Source organism: Flavobacterium sp. AG291 (assembly GCF_003350375.1).
In the GTDB taxonomy this organism is placed as follows: Bacteria; Bacteroidota; Bacteroidia; order Flavobacteriales; family Flavobacteriaceae; genus Flavobacterium; species Flavobacterium suzhouense.
On sequence record NZ_QQAR01000007.1, the window covers coordinates 39,735 to 55,920 of the forward strand.

At 36.7% G+C, this 16,186-nt stretch carries 18 protein-coding genes; 10 read left to right on the forward strand and 8 right to left on the reverse strand.

Annotation, left to right across the window (positions count from 1 at the left end):
- Positions 1-11: 11 nt before the first annotated feature.
- The 3 genes from DEU42_RS09000 to DEU42_RS09010 are packed head-to-tail and all read left to right on the forward strand — an operon-like array spanning position 12 to position 2,366.
- Entirely contained in the window at positions 12-935 is a 924-nt protein-coding gene (locus DEU42_RS09000) for an FAD:protein FMN transferase (protein ID WP_114757964.1), read from the forward strand.
- A 6-nt stretch (positions 936-941) separates the two neighbouring features.
- A complete protein-coding gene (locus DEU42_RS09005) occupies positions 942-1,163 on the forward strand; it encodes a DUF4266 domain-containing protein (RefSeq protein ID WP_114757965.1) in 222 nt (73 codons plus the stop codon).
- Between the two features lie 18 nt (positions 1,164-1,181).
- Positions 1,182-2,366 (forward strand): DUF3570 domain-containing protein, encoded by a 1,185-nt coding sequence (locus DEU42_RS09010; RefSeq protein ID WP_114757966.1) that lies wholly within the window; start codon positions 1,182-1,184, stop codon positions 2,364-2,366.
- 88 nt (positions 2,367-2,454) lie between these two features.
- Here the strand turns inward: DEU42_RS09010 and DEU42_RS09015 are convergent, their stop codons facing one another.
- Positions 2,455-2,685: a helix-turn-helix domain-containing protein gene (locus tag DEU42_RS09015; RefSeq protein WP_114757967.1), complete on the reverse strand. Its 231-nt coding sequence runs from the start codon at positions 2,683-2,685 to the stop codon at positions 2,455-2,457.
- Between the two features lie 206 nt (positions 2,686-2,891).
- Here DEU42_RS09015 and DEU42_RS09020 point away from each other — a divergent pair, with 206 nt between their 5' ends.
- From DEU42_RS09020 to katG, 5 genes are all read left to right on the forward strand, one after another.
- Complete coding sequence (locus DEU42_RS09020) at positions 2,892-3,224, forward strand: ArsR/SmtB family transcription factor (protein WP_114757968.1); 333 nt, start codon at positions 2,892-2,894, stop codon at positions 3,222-3,224.
- Between the two features lie 17 nt (positions 3,225-3,241).
- On the forward strand, positions 3,242-3,718 hold the full coding sequence (locus DEU42_RS09025; protein WP_114757969.1) for a DUF6428 family protein: 477 nt from the start codon (positions 3,242-3,244) through the stop codon (positions 3,716-3,718).
- Between the two features lie 10 nt (positions 3,719-3,728).
- Positions 3,729-4,358 carry a low molecular weight phosphatase family protein gene (locus DEU42_RS09030; RefSeq protein WP_199509078.1) on the forward strand — a complete coding sequence of 210 codons (630 nt, stop codon included), beginning with the start codon at positions 3,729-3,731 and terminating at the stop codon, positions 4,356-4,358.
- Positions 4,359-4,360: 2 nt separating this feature from the next.
- Complete coding sequence (arsB, locus tag DEU42_RS09035; protein WP_114757970.1) at positions 4,361-5,428, forward strand: ACR3 family arsenite efflux transporter; 1,068 nt, start codon at positions 4,361-4,363, stop codon at positions 5,426-5,428.
- Positions 5,429-5,610: 182 nt separating this feature from the next.
- The gene (gene katG, locus DEU42_RS09040; RefSeq protein WP_114757971.1) at positions 5,611-7,884 is read left to right on the forward strand and encodes a catalase/peroxidase HPI; all 2,274 of its coding nucleotides are present in this window, start codon (positions 5,611-5,613) and stop codon (positions 7,882-7,884) included.
- Between the two features lie 154 nt (positions 7,885-8,038).
- Here the strand turns inward: katG and DEU42_RS09045 are convergent, their stop codons facing one another.
- Positions 8,039-8,842: a DUF2490 domain-containing protein gene (locus DEU42_RS09045; RefSeq protein WP_114757972.1), complete on the reverse strand. Its 804-nt coding sequence runs from the start codon at positions 8,840-8,842 to the stop codon at positions 8,039-8,041.
- A gap of 225 nt (positions 8,843-9,067) precedes the next feature.
- Between DEU42_RS09045 and DEU42_RS09050 the strand changes: the two genes are divergently transcribed.
- Entirely contained in the window at positions 9,068-10,099 is a 1,032-nt protein-coding gene (locus tag DEU42_RS09050) for a BamA/TamA family outer membrane protein (RefSeq protein WP_114757973.1), read from the forward strand.
- Between the two features lie 48 nt (positions 10,100-10,147).
- Here the strand turns inward: DEU42_RS09050 and DEU42_RS09055 are convergent, their stop codons facing one another.
- From DEU42_RS09055 to DEU42_RS09080, 6 genes are all read right to left on the reverse strand, one after another.
- Positions 10,148-10,615: a DUF5362 family protein gene (locus DEU42_RS09055; protein ID WP_114757974.1), complete on the reverse strand. Its 468-nt coding sequence runs from the start codon at positions 10,613-10,615 to the stop codon at positions 10,148-10,150.
- 19 nt (positions 10,616-10,634) lie between these two features.
- Complete coding sequence (gene rocD / locus DEU42_RS09060) at positions 10,635-11,879, reverse strand: ornithine--oxo-acid transaminase (protein ID WP_114757975.1); 1,245 nt, start codon at positions 11,877-11,879, stop codon at positions 10,635-10,637.
- Positions 11,880-12,042: 163 nt separating this feature from the next.
- On the reverse strand, positions 12,043-12,540 hold the full coding sequence (locus DEU42_RS09065; protein WP_114757976.1) for a DinB family protein: 498 nt from the start codon (positions 12,538-12,540) through the stop codon (positions 12,043-12,045).
- A gap of 55 nt (positions 12,541-12,595) precedes the next feature.
- Positions 12,596-13,564: a helix-turn-helix transcriptional regulator gene (locus DEU42_RS09070; RefSeq protein ID WP_114757977.1), complete on the reverse strand. Its 969-nt coding sequence runs from the start codon at positions 13,562-13,564 to the stop codon at positions 12,596-12,598.
- An 85-nt stretch (positions 13,565-13,649) separates the two neighbouring features.
- Positions 13,650-14,066: an OsmC family protein gene (locus tag DEU42_RS09075; protein ID WP_114757978.1), complete on the reverse strand. Its 417-nt coding sequence runs from the start codon at positions 14,064-14,066 to the stop codon at positions 13,650-13,652.
- Positions 14,067-14,149: 83 nt separating this feature from the next.
- The gene (locus DEU42_RS09080) at positions 14,150-14,698 is read right to left on the reverse strand and encodes a DUF1697 domain-containing protein (protein ID WP_114757979.1); all 549 of its coding nucleotides are present in this window, start codon (positions 14,696-14,698) and stop codon (positions 14,150-14,152) included.
- Between the two features lie 71 nt (positions 14,699-14,769).
- Between DEU42_RS09080 and rlmD the strand changes: the two genes are divergently transcribed.
- Complete coding sequence (rlmD, locus tag DEU42_RS09085) at positions 14,770-16,182, forward strand: 23S rRNA (uracil(1939)-C(5))-methyltransferase RlmD (RefSeq protein WP_114757980.1); 1,413 nt, start codon at positions 14,770-14,772, stop codon at positions 16,180-16,182.
- The last annotated feature ends 4 nt before the right edge of the window (positions 16,183-16,186 follow it).

Genomic DNA, 16,186 nt, shown 5'->3' on the forward strand with positions numbered 1-16,186 from the left:
TACGATTATAAATGAAAACATTCTCGCAGTCCCTAAAGCTAATGGGTAATAATTTTACTTTTACCGTTGTTGCAGAAAATAACAGCATTGCCCAAACCCATATTGAGACTGCAATTGATGAAGTAAGACGTATAGAGAAGTTGTTTACCACCTTTAGCGAGAGTAGTCAGACAAGTCTAGTAAACGCTAATGCCGGTATAGCTCCTGTCCAGGTTGATAAAGAGGTATACGATCTAATTGAAAGAAGTATTGCTATCTCAAGGATAACCCAGGGAGCGTTTGACATAACATATGGAAGCATTGATAAAAGCCTTTGGAATTTTGACAAAAGCATGAAAAAACTTCCTTCTAAAGAAGATGCTTTAAAGATGGTGCATCTGATAAACTACAACAACATTATCCTCAATCCTGAAAATCATACCATATTCTTAAAAGAAAAAGGAATGCGCATTGGTTTTGGTGGAATTGGGAAAGGCTATGCCGCCGAGATGGCCAAAGCCTTACTTATAAAAAAAGGTGTTCAAAGTGGCATTATTAATGCCAGTGGCGATCTTACAGCCTGGGGTTTGCAACCTGACGGACGCCAATGGCGCATAGGAATCTCAAATCCCGACAGGCCACAGGACATATTCTCTTACGTAGATATTTCCGGCAAAGCCGTAGCTACTTCTGGAAATTATGAAAAATACATATTAATTGACGGAAAAAAATATTCGCATACTATTGATCCAAAAACAGGCTTGCCCATATCCGGAATAAAAAGCGTGACTGTTATAAGTGCTAATGCTGAATTTGCCGATGCCATGGCCACGCCTATTGCAGTTATGGGAATAAAAGCAGGATTATACCTTATCGATCAGATTCCTGACCTGCATTGTATCATTATAGACGATAATAATAAAATTTATACCTCCAAAGATATTAACCTTAATTAAAACAACATGAGACGACGTATCTATTGCCTGAGCATTCTGGTACTCGCAGGTGCAGGATCATTTTCCTGTACTTCTGTAAAAGAATACCAGAAAAATAAAATAAATGATGCCGAAATGGCACTTTCCAACCGTAAAGTAGAAAAAACAGAATTAAGTTTTCAGAGTTACAGAGAGGGTTCATCAGGTGCCAATTCAGGAAAAAGCGGCGGTGGCTGCGGATGTAATTAACCCTTAAAGTAAAATTATATGAAACGTATATTTATTACAGGCTTTGCGCTTCTGGGTTTTTTACGTGCAACTGCACAGGATAATGTACAGACCGACTCTATAGCCTATAAAGCTCAAAAGTTAAAGCTGGAAGAAATTAATCTTGTTTCGAGTTATTATAAGCAGGATGGAAATAATTCTGCTGTTACCGGAGGTATCGGAACGGAAAAACTTACCGATATTTCCAATAGCATTGATGTTAAGTTTGTTAAATATGGCGAGACGGGAAAAAAACATACATGGGATTTTGAAGTTGGTGTAGACCAGTATTCTTCGGCCTCTTCAGATATGGTTGACCTTAGTGCAAATTCTTCGGCTTCCTATTCCGACATTCGCTTCTACCCTTCTGTAAGTTATAGCAGGGAAAATGAAGAGAAAGGAAATACCATAGGTGCGGGAGTTTCGTCTTCAACAGAGTTTGATTATCAGTCTTTTGGTGGAAACATAAACTATTCTAAAAAAACCAAAGATCGTAATGGCGAGTTTACTGCAAGATTCCAAACCTATATTGATCAGGTAAAACTAATAAACCCGATAGAACTTCGACCGACCATTGAAAATGGTGGTACAGAAGGAAGAAACACTTTTGCCGGTACCCTTAGCTATTCTCAGGTTGTAAATCAAAACCTTCAGGTACTCTTCCAGGCAGATCTTGTTTCTCAGCAGGGCTATTTAAGTCTGCCTTTCCACAGGGTTTACTTTAATGACGGTAGCGTACATCAGGAAAATCTGCCTGACAGCAGATTCAAAATCCCTTTGGCAGTGAGAGCAAGTTATTTCTTAGGAGATAATGTAATTATACGTGCTTATTACCGTTATTATACTGACGACTGGAAACTGACATCACATACTGCGGATATTGAAGTACCCGTTAAACTGTCTCCCTTCTTTTCCCTGAGCCCTTTCTATAGGTATTATTCGCAAAGTGCTGTGAAATATTTCAGCCCATACGGACAACATACTGGATCCGAGCAATATTATACCAGTAATTATGACCTTTCAAAATTTGACAGTAGTTTTTTTGGTATGGGGGTTCGTATTGCCACACCCGATGGTGTCTTTGGGATAAAACATTTTAGTGCATTAGAAATCAGATATGGTCACTATAGCAGGTCTACAAACCTTACTTCCGACATTATCAGCATAAATATAAAATACAAATAGATTAAGAATTAAGCCTTAATCTAAAATAAAAAACTGCTCATTTGACTGAGCAGTTTTTTTTATTTATATAAATAAGGATTATTTATTATCACTGAAAATCAAAATCCAACAGATTGGAAGGATTCACACCCAATCCTTTTGCAAGTTCCAGCAAAGTTGTAAACGCAAAGTTCTTACTTCCTTCTTCAATAGCAGCAATGTCACTTTTAGACAAAGACGTTTCACGAGCTAAATCAGCATACTCTAAACCTTTACCTAAACGAATAGCCTTAACATGGGCACCAAATGTAACTAATCTTCTATCCTTAAATTGCAGCATTCCTTCTCTTTCAAATTATTATCAGATAAATGTATACAATATAAAGCAAGCCACTAAATTACAACAGTAATTCAGATTTAGAATAAATTAAACCAATTACTATTTTACATCTATTACCACTAATAATGAGTAATTTATAATTCTTAACATACAAATAATTTCAATTTAAAAAGTTTATCGTAATATTGCAATATAAATATATTACAATGGGGATTACAAAAACTGATCACTTCACAGGAAAGCAAAATGAACTTGCCGTTTTAGCAAAAGCTATAGGGCATCCGGCACGAATTGCAATACTGGAATACCTTATGAAAGTTGACACCTGTATATGTGGTGATATCGTAAATGAAATGCCTCTCGCCCAGCCTACAGTTTCTCAACATTTAAAAGAATTAAAAAATGCTGGGTTGATTAAAGGAAATATTGAAGGCAATGCTATATGTTACTGCATTAACGAAGAAGGATTTGAAAAAATCAAATCGTTTTTTCAGCAAATAGACAATTACACAAAAAATAAAAAGAACGATTGTTGCTAAACTTAAATAGTATAATTATGAAGTTATCTGAAATCAAAAATTATTTGAATACAGTTGAAAAGCTGTCGTTTCAACTACCGGACGGATCTTATGTTCCTGAGAATTTCCATGTTACCGAAGTAGGGCTTATAACAAAAGATTTTATTGACTGTGGAGGTACAATCCGTAAAGAAACAGTGGTAAACTTTCAGTTATGGGAAGATTCAAACGATGAAGACCACCGCCTGAAACCTGAAAAACTGAAGAAAATAATTGACCTATCGGAAAAAGTTCTAAACATTGGAGATTTTGAAATTGAAGTAGAATATCAGGACAAAACAATAGGTAAATATGATCTGGGGTTTGACGGTACAAACTTTTTATTACTAAATAAGCAAACGGCATGCCTGGCCTCAGATCAATGCGGAGCGCCTAAAGAGAAAAAGAAAATTAACCTTATCGATATTTCAAAAAATTCAACCAACAGCTGTACGCCCGGAGGCGGCTGCTGCTAAAAATATTTCAATGAAAACCGAAAGCATACTATTCCCTGAGATAAATAACGTAGTAAATAATATAGAATTTGAAAGTATTTCAAAAGAACGTAAAGAAATACTTCAGCCTCTTATAAACTACATACAAGGAAAATCAACTGAAAATAAACAAATAAGACTAAACCTGATTTGTACTCATAATTCCCGCAGGAGTCATTTGGCGCAAATATGGGCTCAGACAGCTGCTGCTCACTATCGTGTACAAAATGTATACTGCTACTCAGGAGGAACTGAAGCCACAGCCATGTTCCCGGTTGTAGCTGACACATTAAAGAACATAGGTTTTAAAATTCAAAGCCTTTCCGAAGGAAGTAACCCTGTATATGCTGTAAAATATGCTGAAAACGAGCATCCAGTGATTGCTTTCTCAAAAGCATACTATGATGATTTTAATCCGGAAGAAGAGTTTGCTGCTATAATGACCTGTTCACAAGCAGATGGTGGTTGCCCATTTATAACCGGAGCTGAAAAAAGGATAGCCATAACCTATGAAGATCCTAAAGCATTTGACAACACACCTCAACAGGCGGAAAAATACAAAGAAAGAAGCCTACAGATAGCCAGTGAAATGTTTTATGTATTCTCTCAAATAAAAAAATAAATATGTCTTCAAATAATTGCAGTCCTGTTGCTGAAAGAAAAAAACTTGGATTTTTAGATCGATACCTTACACTTTGGATTTTCCTCGCAATGGTCGTTGGAGTAAGCATAGGTTATTTCATACCATCAAGTGGAGATTTTATCAACTCTTTCTCAAGTGGCACAACAAATATTCCCTTAGCAATAGGATTAATTCTTATGATGTATCCTCCTCTTGCGAAAGTTAATTACAGTAAAATAGGTGAGGTTTTTTCAAATATAAAGGTTTTAAGTGCATCACTCCTGCTCAACTGGGTAATAGGTCCTGTTTTAATGTTTATATTGGCCTTATTATTCCTTAAAGGATATCCTGAATATATGATTGGGGTTATACTTATAGGTCTTGCACGTTGTATTGCAATGGTTGTGGTATGGAATGATCTTGCTGATGGAAACCGGGAATATGCGGCAGGATTAATAGCCCTTAACAGTATTTTCCAGGTTTTACTATATAGCGTTTATGCTTATATATTCATTACGATCCTGCCTCCCTATTTTGGTTATAATGGTTTTTCAATAGACATTAGTATTGGACAAATTGCAGAAAGCGTAGGTATTTATTTAGGCGTTCCATTTGCAATGGGTTTTATTAGCAGATATGCGCTGATAAAATTAAAAGGCTTAGAATGGTTTCAAACAAAATATGTTCCTTTCATCTCTCCTATTACTTTAATAGCATTACTATTCACTATCATCGTTATGTTTAGCCTTAAAGGCGAGTTAATAGTTCAGATCCCAATGGATGTATTGCGTATATCGATACCATTAGTTATATACTTTACAGTTATGTTTGTAATTAGTTTCTTTACAGGCCGCTACTTTGGAGCTGATTATTCTAAAAGTACTTCTATAGCATTTACAGCAACAGGTAACAATTTTGAATTGGCCATTGCTGTGGCTATTGGTGTTTTCGGAATTAATAGCGGACAGGCTTTTGCAGGTGTTATAGGTCCTTTGGTTGAAGTTCCCGCACTTGTTGCCCTGGTTAATTTAGCATTTTGGTTTAGAAAAAGATATTTTAGAGAGGCTTAACATCATATATATCATGTCTAAAAAGCTATTAGTATTGGTCAGAGTTTAGGTTATATCTATCATAACTCTTAATAAATTTCTATTATCCTGATATAGAATTAAATGATTATGATATTCCAAATCAAAATCTTAATTTTAGTGTTATAAGATACTCAACACAAACAATATTAAACCAGTAAGATATGAAAGACGAATCAAACGATGTAAGTAAATGTCCCTTTCACAACGGTACTCTTAAACAGGCTGTTAATAATGGTGGTACAAAAAACAGTGATTGGTGGCCTGACCAGTTAAAATTAAACATCCTAAGACAACACTCTTCTTTATCAGATCCTATGGGAGAAGCTTTTAATTATGCCGAAGCATTTAAAAGCCTGGATCTTGAAGCTGTAAAGAAAGATCTACACGCTTTAATGACCGATTCACAGGATTGGTGGCCTGCAGATTTTGGCCATTATGGCGGCCTATTCATACGTATGGCTTGGCATAGTGCGGGTACATATCGTGTTGGTGATGGTCGTGGAGGTGCCGGTGCTGGACAACAGCGTTTCGCACCTCTAAACAGTTGGCCTGATAATGTTAGTCTTGATAAGGCCAGAAGATTGCTTTGGCCGATCAAGCAAAAATATGGCAATAAAATATCTTGGGCAGATTTAATGATTCTAACCGGAAACATTGCCCTCGAGTCCATGGGATTCAAAACATTTGGCTTTGCCGGAGGGCGTGCCGACGTTTGGGAAGCGGAGGAAGATGTTTATTGGGGATCTGAAAAAGAATGGTTAGGTGGTGATATTCGTTATGCTCATGGTTCAGACGGAGTTCCTAAAGATCATGGTGTTGTTTCGTCAGATGATAATGCAGATGGTGATATCCATAGCCGTAATCTTGAAAATCCATTGGCAGCAGTTCAAATGGGACTTATCTATGTAAACCCTGAAGGCCCGGATGGTAACCCTGACCCTATTAAAGCTGCAAAAGATATTCGAGATACATTTGGCCGTATGGCTATGGATGATGAAGAAACCGTGGCATTAATCGCCGGTGGACATACTTTTGGTAAAACTCACGGAGCAGCCCCTTCAGACAATGTAGGTAAAGAGCCCGAAGCTGCAGGACTGGAAATGCAGGGATTTGGCTGGCATAATAATTATCGATCCGGAAAAGGTCCTGATACCATTACCAGTGGCCTTGAAGTAACCTGGACCAAAACTCCTACACAATGGAGCAATAACTTCTTCGAAAATCTTTTTGCCTTTGAATGGGAACTCACAAAAAGCCCCGCTGGTGCACATCAATGGGTCGCTAAAAATGCTGAGGCGATAATTCCTGACGCTTATGATAGCTCAAAGAAACATCTACCCACTATGCTTACTACAGATCTATCGTTACGATTTGATCCGGCATACGAAAAAATATCACGACGATTCCTTGAAAACCCCGATCAGTTTGCCGATGCCTTTGCCAGAGCGTGGTTTAAGCTAACACACCGTGACATGGGGCCTCGAGCACGTTATCTGGGTCCTGATGTACCTCAGGAAATCTTATTATGGCAAGATCCCATTCCTGAAGTTAATCATGAATTGATTAATGATAATGATACAGCTGCTCTAAAAACAAAAGTACTTGAATCAGGTTTAAGCATTTCAGAATTAGTTTCTACAGCATGGGCAGCAGCTTCTACGTTCCGCGGATCGGATAAACGTGGCGGAGCCAATGGCGCACGTATTCGATTAGAGCCACAAAGAAGCTGGAAAGCAAATAATCCTACTCAATTGCAAAAGGTACTATCTAAACTTGAAAGCATTCAACAAGACTTTAATACTTCTCAGGGAGGAAACAAAAAGATCTCATTAGCAGATTTAATTATACTTGCCGGTTGTGCCGGAGTTGAGAAAGCTGCAAAAGATGCAGGACATTCAGCTATAGTTCCCTTTACCCCTGGTCGTATGGATGCCTCTCAGGAAATGACCGATGCAGAATCATTTGGTTATCTTGAACCTAAAGCTGATGGTTTCAGAAACTATCGAAAACCAAATCTACCGGTATCAACCGAAAAACTATTAATTGATAAGGCAAACCTTCTTACACTTACCCCATCTGAATTAACTGTTTTAATAGGTGGTCTCAGAGTGCTAGACACCAATTATGACGGCTCTAAAAATGGAGTATTTACCACAAGGCCGGGTCAGCTTACAAATGATTTCTTTGTAAATCTTCTGGATATGAATACAGAGTGGAAATCAACTTCTGAGGATAAAGAACTTTATGTTGGTAATGATCGTAAATCCGGAGCTGTTAAATGGGTAGGAACCCGTGCCGATCTTGTTTTTGGCTCCCATTCTGAACTCAGGGCAATTGCAGAAGTATATGGTAGTTCTGATGCTAAAGACAAATTTGTGAAAGATTTTATTTCGGCATGGAATAAAGTAATGAACCTTGACAGATTTGACTTGTAAAACATACAAAATAAATACAACAACCCATTTTAAACCAAAAATTTAAAATGGGTTTTTTAATGTAAAATTTTATATGAAATTTATGACTTAATAACAGATAATAAACCAATATTTACATTAGAAAACTACTATTTCGCATTTACGGTTACTTATTTTATGACCCTCCTCCGGATGGTGCAGCTTCATCAACTTCGGTTTTTTCACGTTTAAACGGCTTTTCAGCTTTAGAGAAAAGATTAATTAAAACAACATTTAACTGAATAGCATTGTAAAGTTTATTACCACCACTTCGGGGTAAAAATTCATTGGCATAAGAAAGCTCTAACTGAAATTTATCTGTAACAGGATAACCTAATCCGGCTGTTAGCCTGTTTCTGTCAAAGATATCCTTTCCACTTACATCACTTTTCGTTTTTAAAAAAACTTCATCAGACAAAAAAGCATATACTATACGTTTATCAACCTTAGGCCCATTTAAAGGATAAACAGCTTTCGCCTGTAGCCTTAGTCTCTCAACGGATTCAAACGTAAGTTCCTCATTTTTAATATTCCTGTCTTCCAGTCTCCCTCTGAGGTTTATATTTATCCTATGGTGTTTAAGGAGGTTATAGGTTACCTGAAATGCAAATCTATACTCAGGAGCATCACTTTGATTGAGTTCAGGTACATTTTTATTAAAATAGTGCGCATAAAAAAACGATACTTTCCACCTTTTACCCGGATAATAATGTGCCCATCCTCTAAAGTAAACCTGAATAATCCTGCTGAAATAATTATTATTATCCGGAAAGCTACTTGAGGTTAATCCACCATCTAACTCAACCACCCAGTTTTTGCTCAGATCCTGGGTAAAAGCATATTCATTCCAAATCTGATTCAGAACTTCACTTTGAGCTTTAGAAGATGAACTCAACATTATAAAACTAATGCAAACAATATAGTGTAGCTTTCCTGTCATATTTTTAAATATGCTATACAATATCTGATTATTAGGCTCACTAAATTAAGTAAGATTAATCAATCAAAGACTCTTAAAACATTAATTCATGATTCATTTTATAATATGAACCAAGTTTAGCACAAAAAACTATACAATTCTGTTTCAGTTTATAATTTGAAACTCATTGAACAACAATATGTAACCGCTTGTTAATTATCTTTGAGTAATCCACAACCTATCAAGATGAAAAATGCATTGTTTTGTTTTGTCCTGCTCATAGGCACTGTTCTTAATGCCCAGGAAAAAGTTAACGACAGCATTAAGAAGAAATTTGACATTACTGGTATACCAATAGTTAGTTACAATGATGCTTATGGTTCTATTGTTGGGTTAAATAGTATGGCTTTTTTTAATCTAAACAAAAAAGACACTATTTCTCCCGCAAGCATAGCCGGATTGGGTGGAGGTTTCAGTGAAAATAAGACCTGGTTTATTACACTTTTTTCACAGTTATACCTCGATGAGGACAAATGGAGGGTAACGGCGGGAATAGGTTTTGGAAACATCAATTTTCAATATTATGAGTCTTCAAATGAAGGAGAAGAAGGTTTTGTGGACTATAGTAACATTACAGAATTTGCAGCTTTTAGGGTAATGAGGCAAATTGTACCACACTTTTATGGTGGAGGAATCATAAAATTTCAACACAGTAAAACTCATTTTGAAACAGGAATAGATAGTATTGCCAATGCAAATGGTTTGGGCATTTCATTCATGTATGACACAAGAGATGATGTATACTACCCCGAACAAGGATGGAAGGCTGCCATAACTTATGTAGCAAATTCCGAATGGCTGGGAAGCAAGGAAAGTTTTCATTCTATACGGGCTTATTCTAACTACTATTGGAAAATTAATAACCGAATGGTATTGGCAAATCGTGCCAGTATTTTTTCAGGCATGGGAACTGTTCCGTTTTTTGGTCAGCACACAGTAGGTGGAAAAGACATCCGCGGATATACTGAAGGCAAATATAGAGGGAATCAGGTATATTCAGTACAATCAGAATACCGATGGAACTTTTACAGGCGTTGGGGAGCTGTGGGCTTTTTTGGCATGGCATTTACCGGCAACCCATCAAGCGGTGCACTACCGGCAGGCGGCGCAGGAATTCGCTTTAAAGCGATACCATCACAAAAAATAAATATTGGCATTGACTACGCCATTGGAAAAAAAGATAGCGGTATTTATTTTAGGATTGGAGAATCCTTTTAAATAAAATCCCGACTAAAAAGCCGGGATCTGTATTTGTTTTAAATCTGTCTAGAACGCAGAAGACATTCCTGCTACAATCAGACCAAAAAAGAATAAAATATAAATTGATATCATAATGATTACCGCTAATCCGGTAAACTTATAATATGATTTTAAATTCTCAAAAGAATCTGTAAGCGTAGTTGTACTGTTTTCAGAAAGTGCAGCCTTAGCTTTTGATGCAAATCGGAACATATACAATGCAGGAAAGAAATTAATAATTGCAAACAAAAGATAAAATCCGCCTAACATTCCTCCTGAAAACATTCCTGCCATAGGGTTATTTGCCATGGTTGAAGCCATAGCCCCCCCTATAGCAAACATGACAAGAGCAAAAATTACCATAAAGCCTGTTGCTATAAAACCTATGATTGACAGAAAAGTTGCCCATTTAGCGGTTTGATGATAATAGTCTTGTGCCTGTTTTGTAAACTGAAGCTCAAATGATTCAAATTGTGATTGTGAATTGTAATCCATCGATATTTAAATTGGTTAATTATTTTTCAAAAGCCTTAAGCGTTTTGGTAATGATAGATACACAATCTAAAAGTTGCTCTTCATTCATCACTAATGGTGGGGCAAAACGTATAATATTACCATGAGTTGGCTTTGCTAAGAGGCCGTTTTCTTTCAGGCTCACACAAATATCCCATGCTGTGGAACTCTCTTCAGTATCATTTATGACAATAGCATTAAGCAATCCTTTACCTCTGACAAGTGTAACTATATTACTTGTAGCAATGTATTCATTAATTTTTTGTCTGAACAATACACCCATAGCCTCAGCATTCTCGGCAAGTTTTTCCTCTTCAATTACCTCAAGAGCAGCAATAGCTACAGCTGCAGCAACCGGATTACCGCCAAAAGTAGAACCATGCTGACCCGGCTTTATAACATTCATGATATCATCATTAGCCAATACTGCCGAAACAGGGTAAGCACCTCCTGAAAGCGCTTTACCTAAAATTAGGACATCAGGCTGGACATTTTCATGATGAACCGCTAATAGTTTACCCGTACGGGCAATACCTGTCTGAACTTCATCTGCAATGAATAATACATTGTTTTCTTTACAAAGTTGTTTTGCTTTGGAAAGATAACCTTCGGCAGGAACATAAACACCCGCCTCACCCTGAATAGGCTCAACAAGGAAACCTGCAATATTTTTTTCAGATTTAAGAACATTCTCTAAAGCCGATATATCATCATAAGGGATTTTTATAAACCCTGCTGTATAAGGCCCAAAGTTTTTCCTTGCATTCTCATCATTAGAAAAAGAAATAATAGTAGTAGTCCTTCCATGGAAGTTATTCTCACAAACTATAATTTTAGCTTCCTGCTCTGCAATACCTTTTTTCTCGTAAGCCCATTTGCGACAAAGTTTTATAGCCGTTTCAACAGCTTCAGCACCGGTATTCATTGGCAATACTTTATCAAAGCCAAAGTATTTCGTTACAAACTCTTCATACTTCCCTAACTGATCATTATAAAAAGCTCGTGAAGTTAGCGTAAGTGTCTTTGCCTGACTTATCATTGCATTTACAATCTTGGGATGGCAATGCCCCTGATTTACTGCTGAATAAGCCGATAAGAAATCGTAATATTTTTTCCCTTCTGCATCCCATACATTCACACCTTCTCCCCTGCTAAGCACAACAGGAAGTGGATGATAGTTATGTGCTCCATACTTGTCCTCTAAAGCTATAGCTTCCGCTGAGCTTAATTTTTCTAAAACTGACATTGCTTTTTTATTTTTTGTTTGTCAAACAGCAATTCCTTCTTGTGGAGAGAAATCATCCAATTAGCCTGCAAATTACTAAAAATAAAATTATCGCCGATTTAATCTGAATTAAACGCAAATAAAAAACCTCATTTAGTTTAAAATGAGGTTTTTTATCAATGTCTTAAAAAGTCATATCATCTGCAGATGGGCCATAACTTCCCGGCAATGGAATATCAAGTAATCGTAAATATACCCCAAGCTGAGCTCTGTGATGGATAATCTGTGAATATGCCATTCTTATCACTTCATATTTGCTGTCTCTACTATAAACCTGATTGCCACTACGCAATACCCATTCTTTACTAAAAGTATTTACATCAGCATTAGCTAAAGCCTCTTTACCTTTTTTAAGCGATTCCTCAAAAAAGGTTAGCAACTCCTCATTAGACGTAACATCGTATGGCTGATAAGGATTATTTTCAAAATCAAGCCCATCTGTAGTTATTGCCATTTCAACCCAACCGGGTAACTCGGCAATATGAGAAGCAAGACGCTTCATTGTCATACTTTTTGGATGAGGTTGCCAGTCAAATTTTTCTACAGGGACAAGGCTAAGCATTTTTCGGGTTGTTGCTGCTTCCTGCTCCATTTCTTTCTGTAATAGTTTAATAAGTTCCATAATTGATTGATTTAATTTGTTTACAGTACAAATTAAATCATGGTTTATGACAACCCTATGTCAGCAGATTTTCCGAAACCTGATTTTTTTTCATCATTGTATTTAAAAGCCTAGCAACTGCGTCTTTTAAATTTTGTGGTTCAATAATTTCACCTTTGTCTGCGAACATTATAAACCACCGGGCAAGTCCTTCTTCTAACGATTGTGATAGAAAAGTCATCTCTACATAATCATCGGTAACCACCTCTGAAACAAAACCAAAATAATGGCGTCGGTCCTGCAGGTATATCGCTATACTTTTATCAAAGCGAATAACTGCTTTCTGAACCTTAAATCCAGCTCTGATAGCCTCTTGTGTTTGTTGAAATTCTTTTAAGGAAGCACGTTCCTCCTGAGGCTGATCGGTCAATTTAATTTCAATAACCCTGTCAAGTCGAAACTGCCTGTATTCCTGTCTCAAATGGCAAAAGCCGATAGTATACCAGTTCTCGTGCTCATGAAAAACACCTATCGGTTCAATATGTCTCTCACTATTATCATTGCCAAATGCTTTATATATCATTTTTACGACTTTCTTTTCAGCTATAGATTTGAGTAATACATCAAGAATATTGGCCGGAGGTGTGCTGTTTTTTGGCCTTTCTATTACCAGAATCTGCTCTTCAAGGTTTTCCACAAGGTCTTTTTCAGTTCCCCGTAAAACAGCTTTAATCTTATACATTGCCGAACTGAAATTAGTATTTAGCGCACTATCGGTAAACTTACCCATAAGTTTTTCTGCCGTAACAAAAGCGATGGCTTCTTCCTGCGTAAACATTACAGGCGGCAATCTATACCCGTCAACAATTGAATATCCTATCCCCGCTTCTCCATACAACGGAACTCCGGCTTCTTCAAGGGTGCGTATATCACGATAAATGGTACGCAGGCTGGTGCCAAACCTATCGGCGAGGTCCTGTGCCTTTACCACTTTTTTAGACTGAAGCTGTATTAATATTGCGGTTATCCTGTCAAAACGATTCATGGCTGAGATTTAGTAATTCAAAGATATAAATTATCGCAATGAAAAAAGGCCCCATAAGGGGCCTCATATGAAATCAAAAATAAACTTAACTCCGTACTAATGTTGCGTTTGATGTGATAGCTGTATTCAGTAACCTTGAAATAGGACAATTAGATTCTGCCTTTTTTACAAGCTGCTGAAATACATCGGTGTCAATATCGTCAATTCTTGCAAGAACTGATAAATGAGAACCAACAATACTTCCGTTTTGGAAATCTATATCACATTTTGTTTCAATTGAAGCTACATTATAACCGGCTTCATTGATGTATGCTGTCAATTGCATAGTAAAACATCCGGCATGTGCTGCAGCTACCAACTCTTCAGGGTTGGTACCGATACCATCTTCAAAACGAGTCTTAAAAGAATATTGAGTATTGCTCAGTACATTACTTTGCGTAGTAATTTTTCCTCCGCCTTCTTTCAGGGAGCCTGACCAAACGGCCGTAGCGTTTCTTTTCATCAGAATATGTTTGAATTGGTTTTCCTAAATTACTCAAATAAATGAGTAATTATGGGGTATTTAACAAAATTTTAAAACAAAAATTACTCCATCATAGACAACAACTTCAATGTTGTATTCCAGTTACGGGTAGTTGCCTTTAATTTTAATTTTGTTTCTATGAGATTATTTGAAAGCTTTGAGTCTGATGCTTTCGATTCTAATTTAAAATAAAGAATGTTATCAACTATCTCAATCAAATCATTGCCAATAGGAGCCTGAAGTAGCTTCTCTATATTTTCAGACGTTGGAATATCCGAAAGAAAAGTAACATATAGTTTTTTAAATCCGGAAGGTTCCTCTTCTCTCCGTTCTGTAAAAGGATTACTATCAATACTTGTTTCGAGTTCATTTTTATTAATTATGAATACGGTGATATCAAAACCATACTCATCTTTTATAAGACCGGATAAATTATTTTTCAGTTTGTCTTTTGATTTTTCATCGCTCTCAAATACTACATTTCCACTCTGAATGTAAGTCTTAACACTTTTAAAGCCATTATTTTCCATCAATGTTCTTAGACTTTCCATTTTAATGATATTCTTACCACTAACATTAATTCCACGCAAAAGAGCCAAATACCTGTTCATAATATTTTTTTGTTTAATGAGATTACAACAAATGTATCCTGTTTTTTGTAATAATACCTTATTTTTGCGCCATGGGAAGAAAGAAGACAGATAAGATCGTATTTGACAATATTACAGTACTTGACGCAGGTGCTAAAGGTGTATCGGTAGCTAAAGCTCCGGATGGAAAAGTAATTTTTATACCCAACGTGGTTCCTGGAGATGTTGTAGACATACAGACTTTTAAAAAGAAAAAGTCGTATTATGAAGGAAGAGCCGTGAAATTCCATCAATATTCGGAACACAGAATTGATCCTGTTTGCAGTCATTTTGGTTCATGCGGAGGATGCAAATGGCAAAACATGCAGTATTCTCAACAGCTATTTTACAAAAACCAGGAGGTTTACAATAACCTAAAACGCATTGGAAAAATAGAACTACCCGATTTTGAACCAATATTAGGTTCAGAAAAACAGCTGTTTTACCGTAATAAGATGGAATTCTCGTTTTCTAACGCTCGATGGAAAACTCAGGAAGAAGTTGATAGCGGTGTAGAAATTTCCGACGCTAATGCTCTTGGATTCCATATCCCTAAAGCATGGGATAAAATTCTTGATATAACCCACTGTAGTCTTCAGGAAGATCCCAGTAATGATATCCGTAACAGCGTAAGGGAATTTGCTAATGCAAACGGATTGAGTTTCTTCAATCCCCGTAATCATGAAGGTTTGTTACGTACATTAATGATTCGTACAGCATCAACTGGCGAGATCATGGTACTTATTCAGTTCTTTGAAGATGATAAAGAAAAAAGAGAGCTGCTTTTAAATTACCTTAATGAGCGTTTCCCTCAAATCACGTCACTTCAATATGTAATAAACAGTAAAGCTAATGATACGCTTTACGATCAGGATATAATTCTCTTCAAAGGACGTGACTATATCCTTGAAGAAATGGAAGGCCTTAAATTTAGTATCAATGCTAAATCGTTCTATCAAACGAATTCAGACCAAGCTTATGAACTGTATAGCATAACACGCGAGTTCGCCGGACTTACAGGAAATGAACTTGTTTATGACCTTTACACCGGAACAGGAACTATTGCTCAGTTCGTTTCTAAAAAAGCTCGAAAAGTTATTGGTGTTGAAGCAGTACCAGAAGCAATTGCCGATGCAAAAGAAAATGCAAAACGTAATAATATTACTAATTGTGAGTTCTTTGTTGGTGACATGAAAGTTGTTTTCAATGATGAATTCATAAATACTCACGGAAGGCCGGACGTTATCATTACCGACCCACCACGTGATGGTATGCATAAAGATGTGGTAGACCAAATTTTACAAATTGCCCCTGAAAAGGTGGTTTATGTAAGCTGTAATTCTGCAACGCAGGCACGTGACCTTGCTCTGATGGACGAAAAATACAAAGTTACGAGAGTACGCCCTGTTGATATGTTTCCGCAAACGCATCATGTGGAAAATGTTGTACTTTTGGAAAAACGATAATATA

Coding starts and splice junctions, on each gene's coding strand:
- DEU42_RS09000 (WP_114757964.1), top strand. CDS start 12: ATGAAAACATTCTCGCAGTCCCTAAAGCTAATGGGTAATAATTTTACT.
- DEU42_RS09005 (WP_114757965.1), top strand. CDS start 942: ATGAGACGACGTATCTATTGCCTGAGCATTCTGGTACTCGCAGGTGCA.
- DEU42_RS09010 (WP_114757966.1), top strand. CDS start 1,182: ATGAAACGTATATTTATTACAGGCTTTGCGCTTCTGGGTTTTTTACGT.
- DEU42_RS09015 (WP_114757967.1), bottom strand. CDS start 2,685: ATGCTGCAATTTAAGGATAGAAGATTAGTTACATTTGGTGCCCATGTT.
- DEU42_RS09020 (WP_114757968.1), top strand. CDS start 2,892: ATGGGGATTACAAAAACTGATCACTTCACAGGAAAGCAAAATGAACTT.
- DEU42_RS09025 (WP_114757969.1), top strand. CDS start 3,242: ATGAAGTTATCTGAAATCAAAAATTATTTGAATACAGTTGAAAAGCTG.
- DEU42_RS09030 (WP_199509078.1), top strand. CDS start 3,729: ATGAAAACCGAAAGCATACTATTCCCTGAGATAAATAACGTAGTAAAT.
- arsB (WP_114757970.1), top strand. CDS start 4,361: ATGTCTTCAAATAATTGCAGTCCTGTTGCTGAAAGAAAAAAACTTGGA.
- katG (WP_114757971.1), top strand. CDS start 5,611: ATGAAAGACGAATCAAACGATGTAAGTAAATGTCCCTTTCACAACGGT.
- DEU42_RS09045 (WP_114757972.1), bottom strand. CDS start 8,842: ATGACAGGAAAGCTACACTATATTGTTTGCATTAGTTTTATAATGTTG.
- DEU42_RS09050 (WP_114757973.1), top strand. CDS start 9,068: ATGAAAAATGCATTGTTTTGTTTTGTCCTGCTCATAGGCACTGTTCTT.
- DEU42_RS09055 (WP_114757974.1), bottom strand. CDS start 10,615: ATGGATTACAATTCACAATCACAATTTGAATCATTTGAGCTTCAGTTT.
- rocD (WP_114757975.1), bottom strand. CDS start 11,879: ATGTCAGTTTTAGAAAAATTAAGCTCAGCGGAAGCTATAGCTTTAGAG.
- DEU42_RS09065 (WP_114757976.1), bottom strand. CDS start 12,540: ATGGAACTTATTAAACTATTACAGAAAGAAATGGAGCAGGAAGCAGCA.
- DEU42_RS09070 (WP_114757977.1), bottom strand. CDS start 13,564: ATGAATCGTTTTGACAGGATAACCGCAATATTAATACAGCTTCAGTCT.
- DEU42_RS09075 (WP_114757978.1), bottom strand. CDS start 14,066: ATGAAAAGAAACGCTACGGCCGTTTGGTCAGGCTCCCTGAAAGAAGGC.
- DEU42_RS09080 (WP_114757979.1), bottom strand. CDS start 14,698: ATGAACAGGTATTTGGCTCTTTTGCGTGGAATTAATGTTAGTGGTAAG.
- rlmD (WP_114757980.1), top strand. CDS start 14,770: ATGGGAAGAAAGAAGACAGATAAGATCGTATTTGACAATATTACAGTA.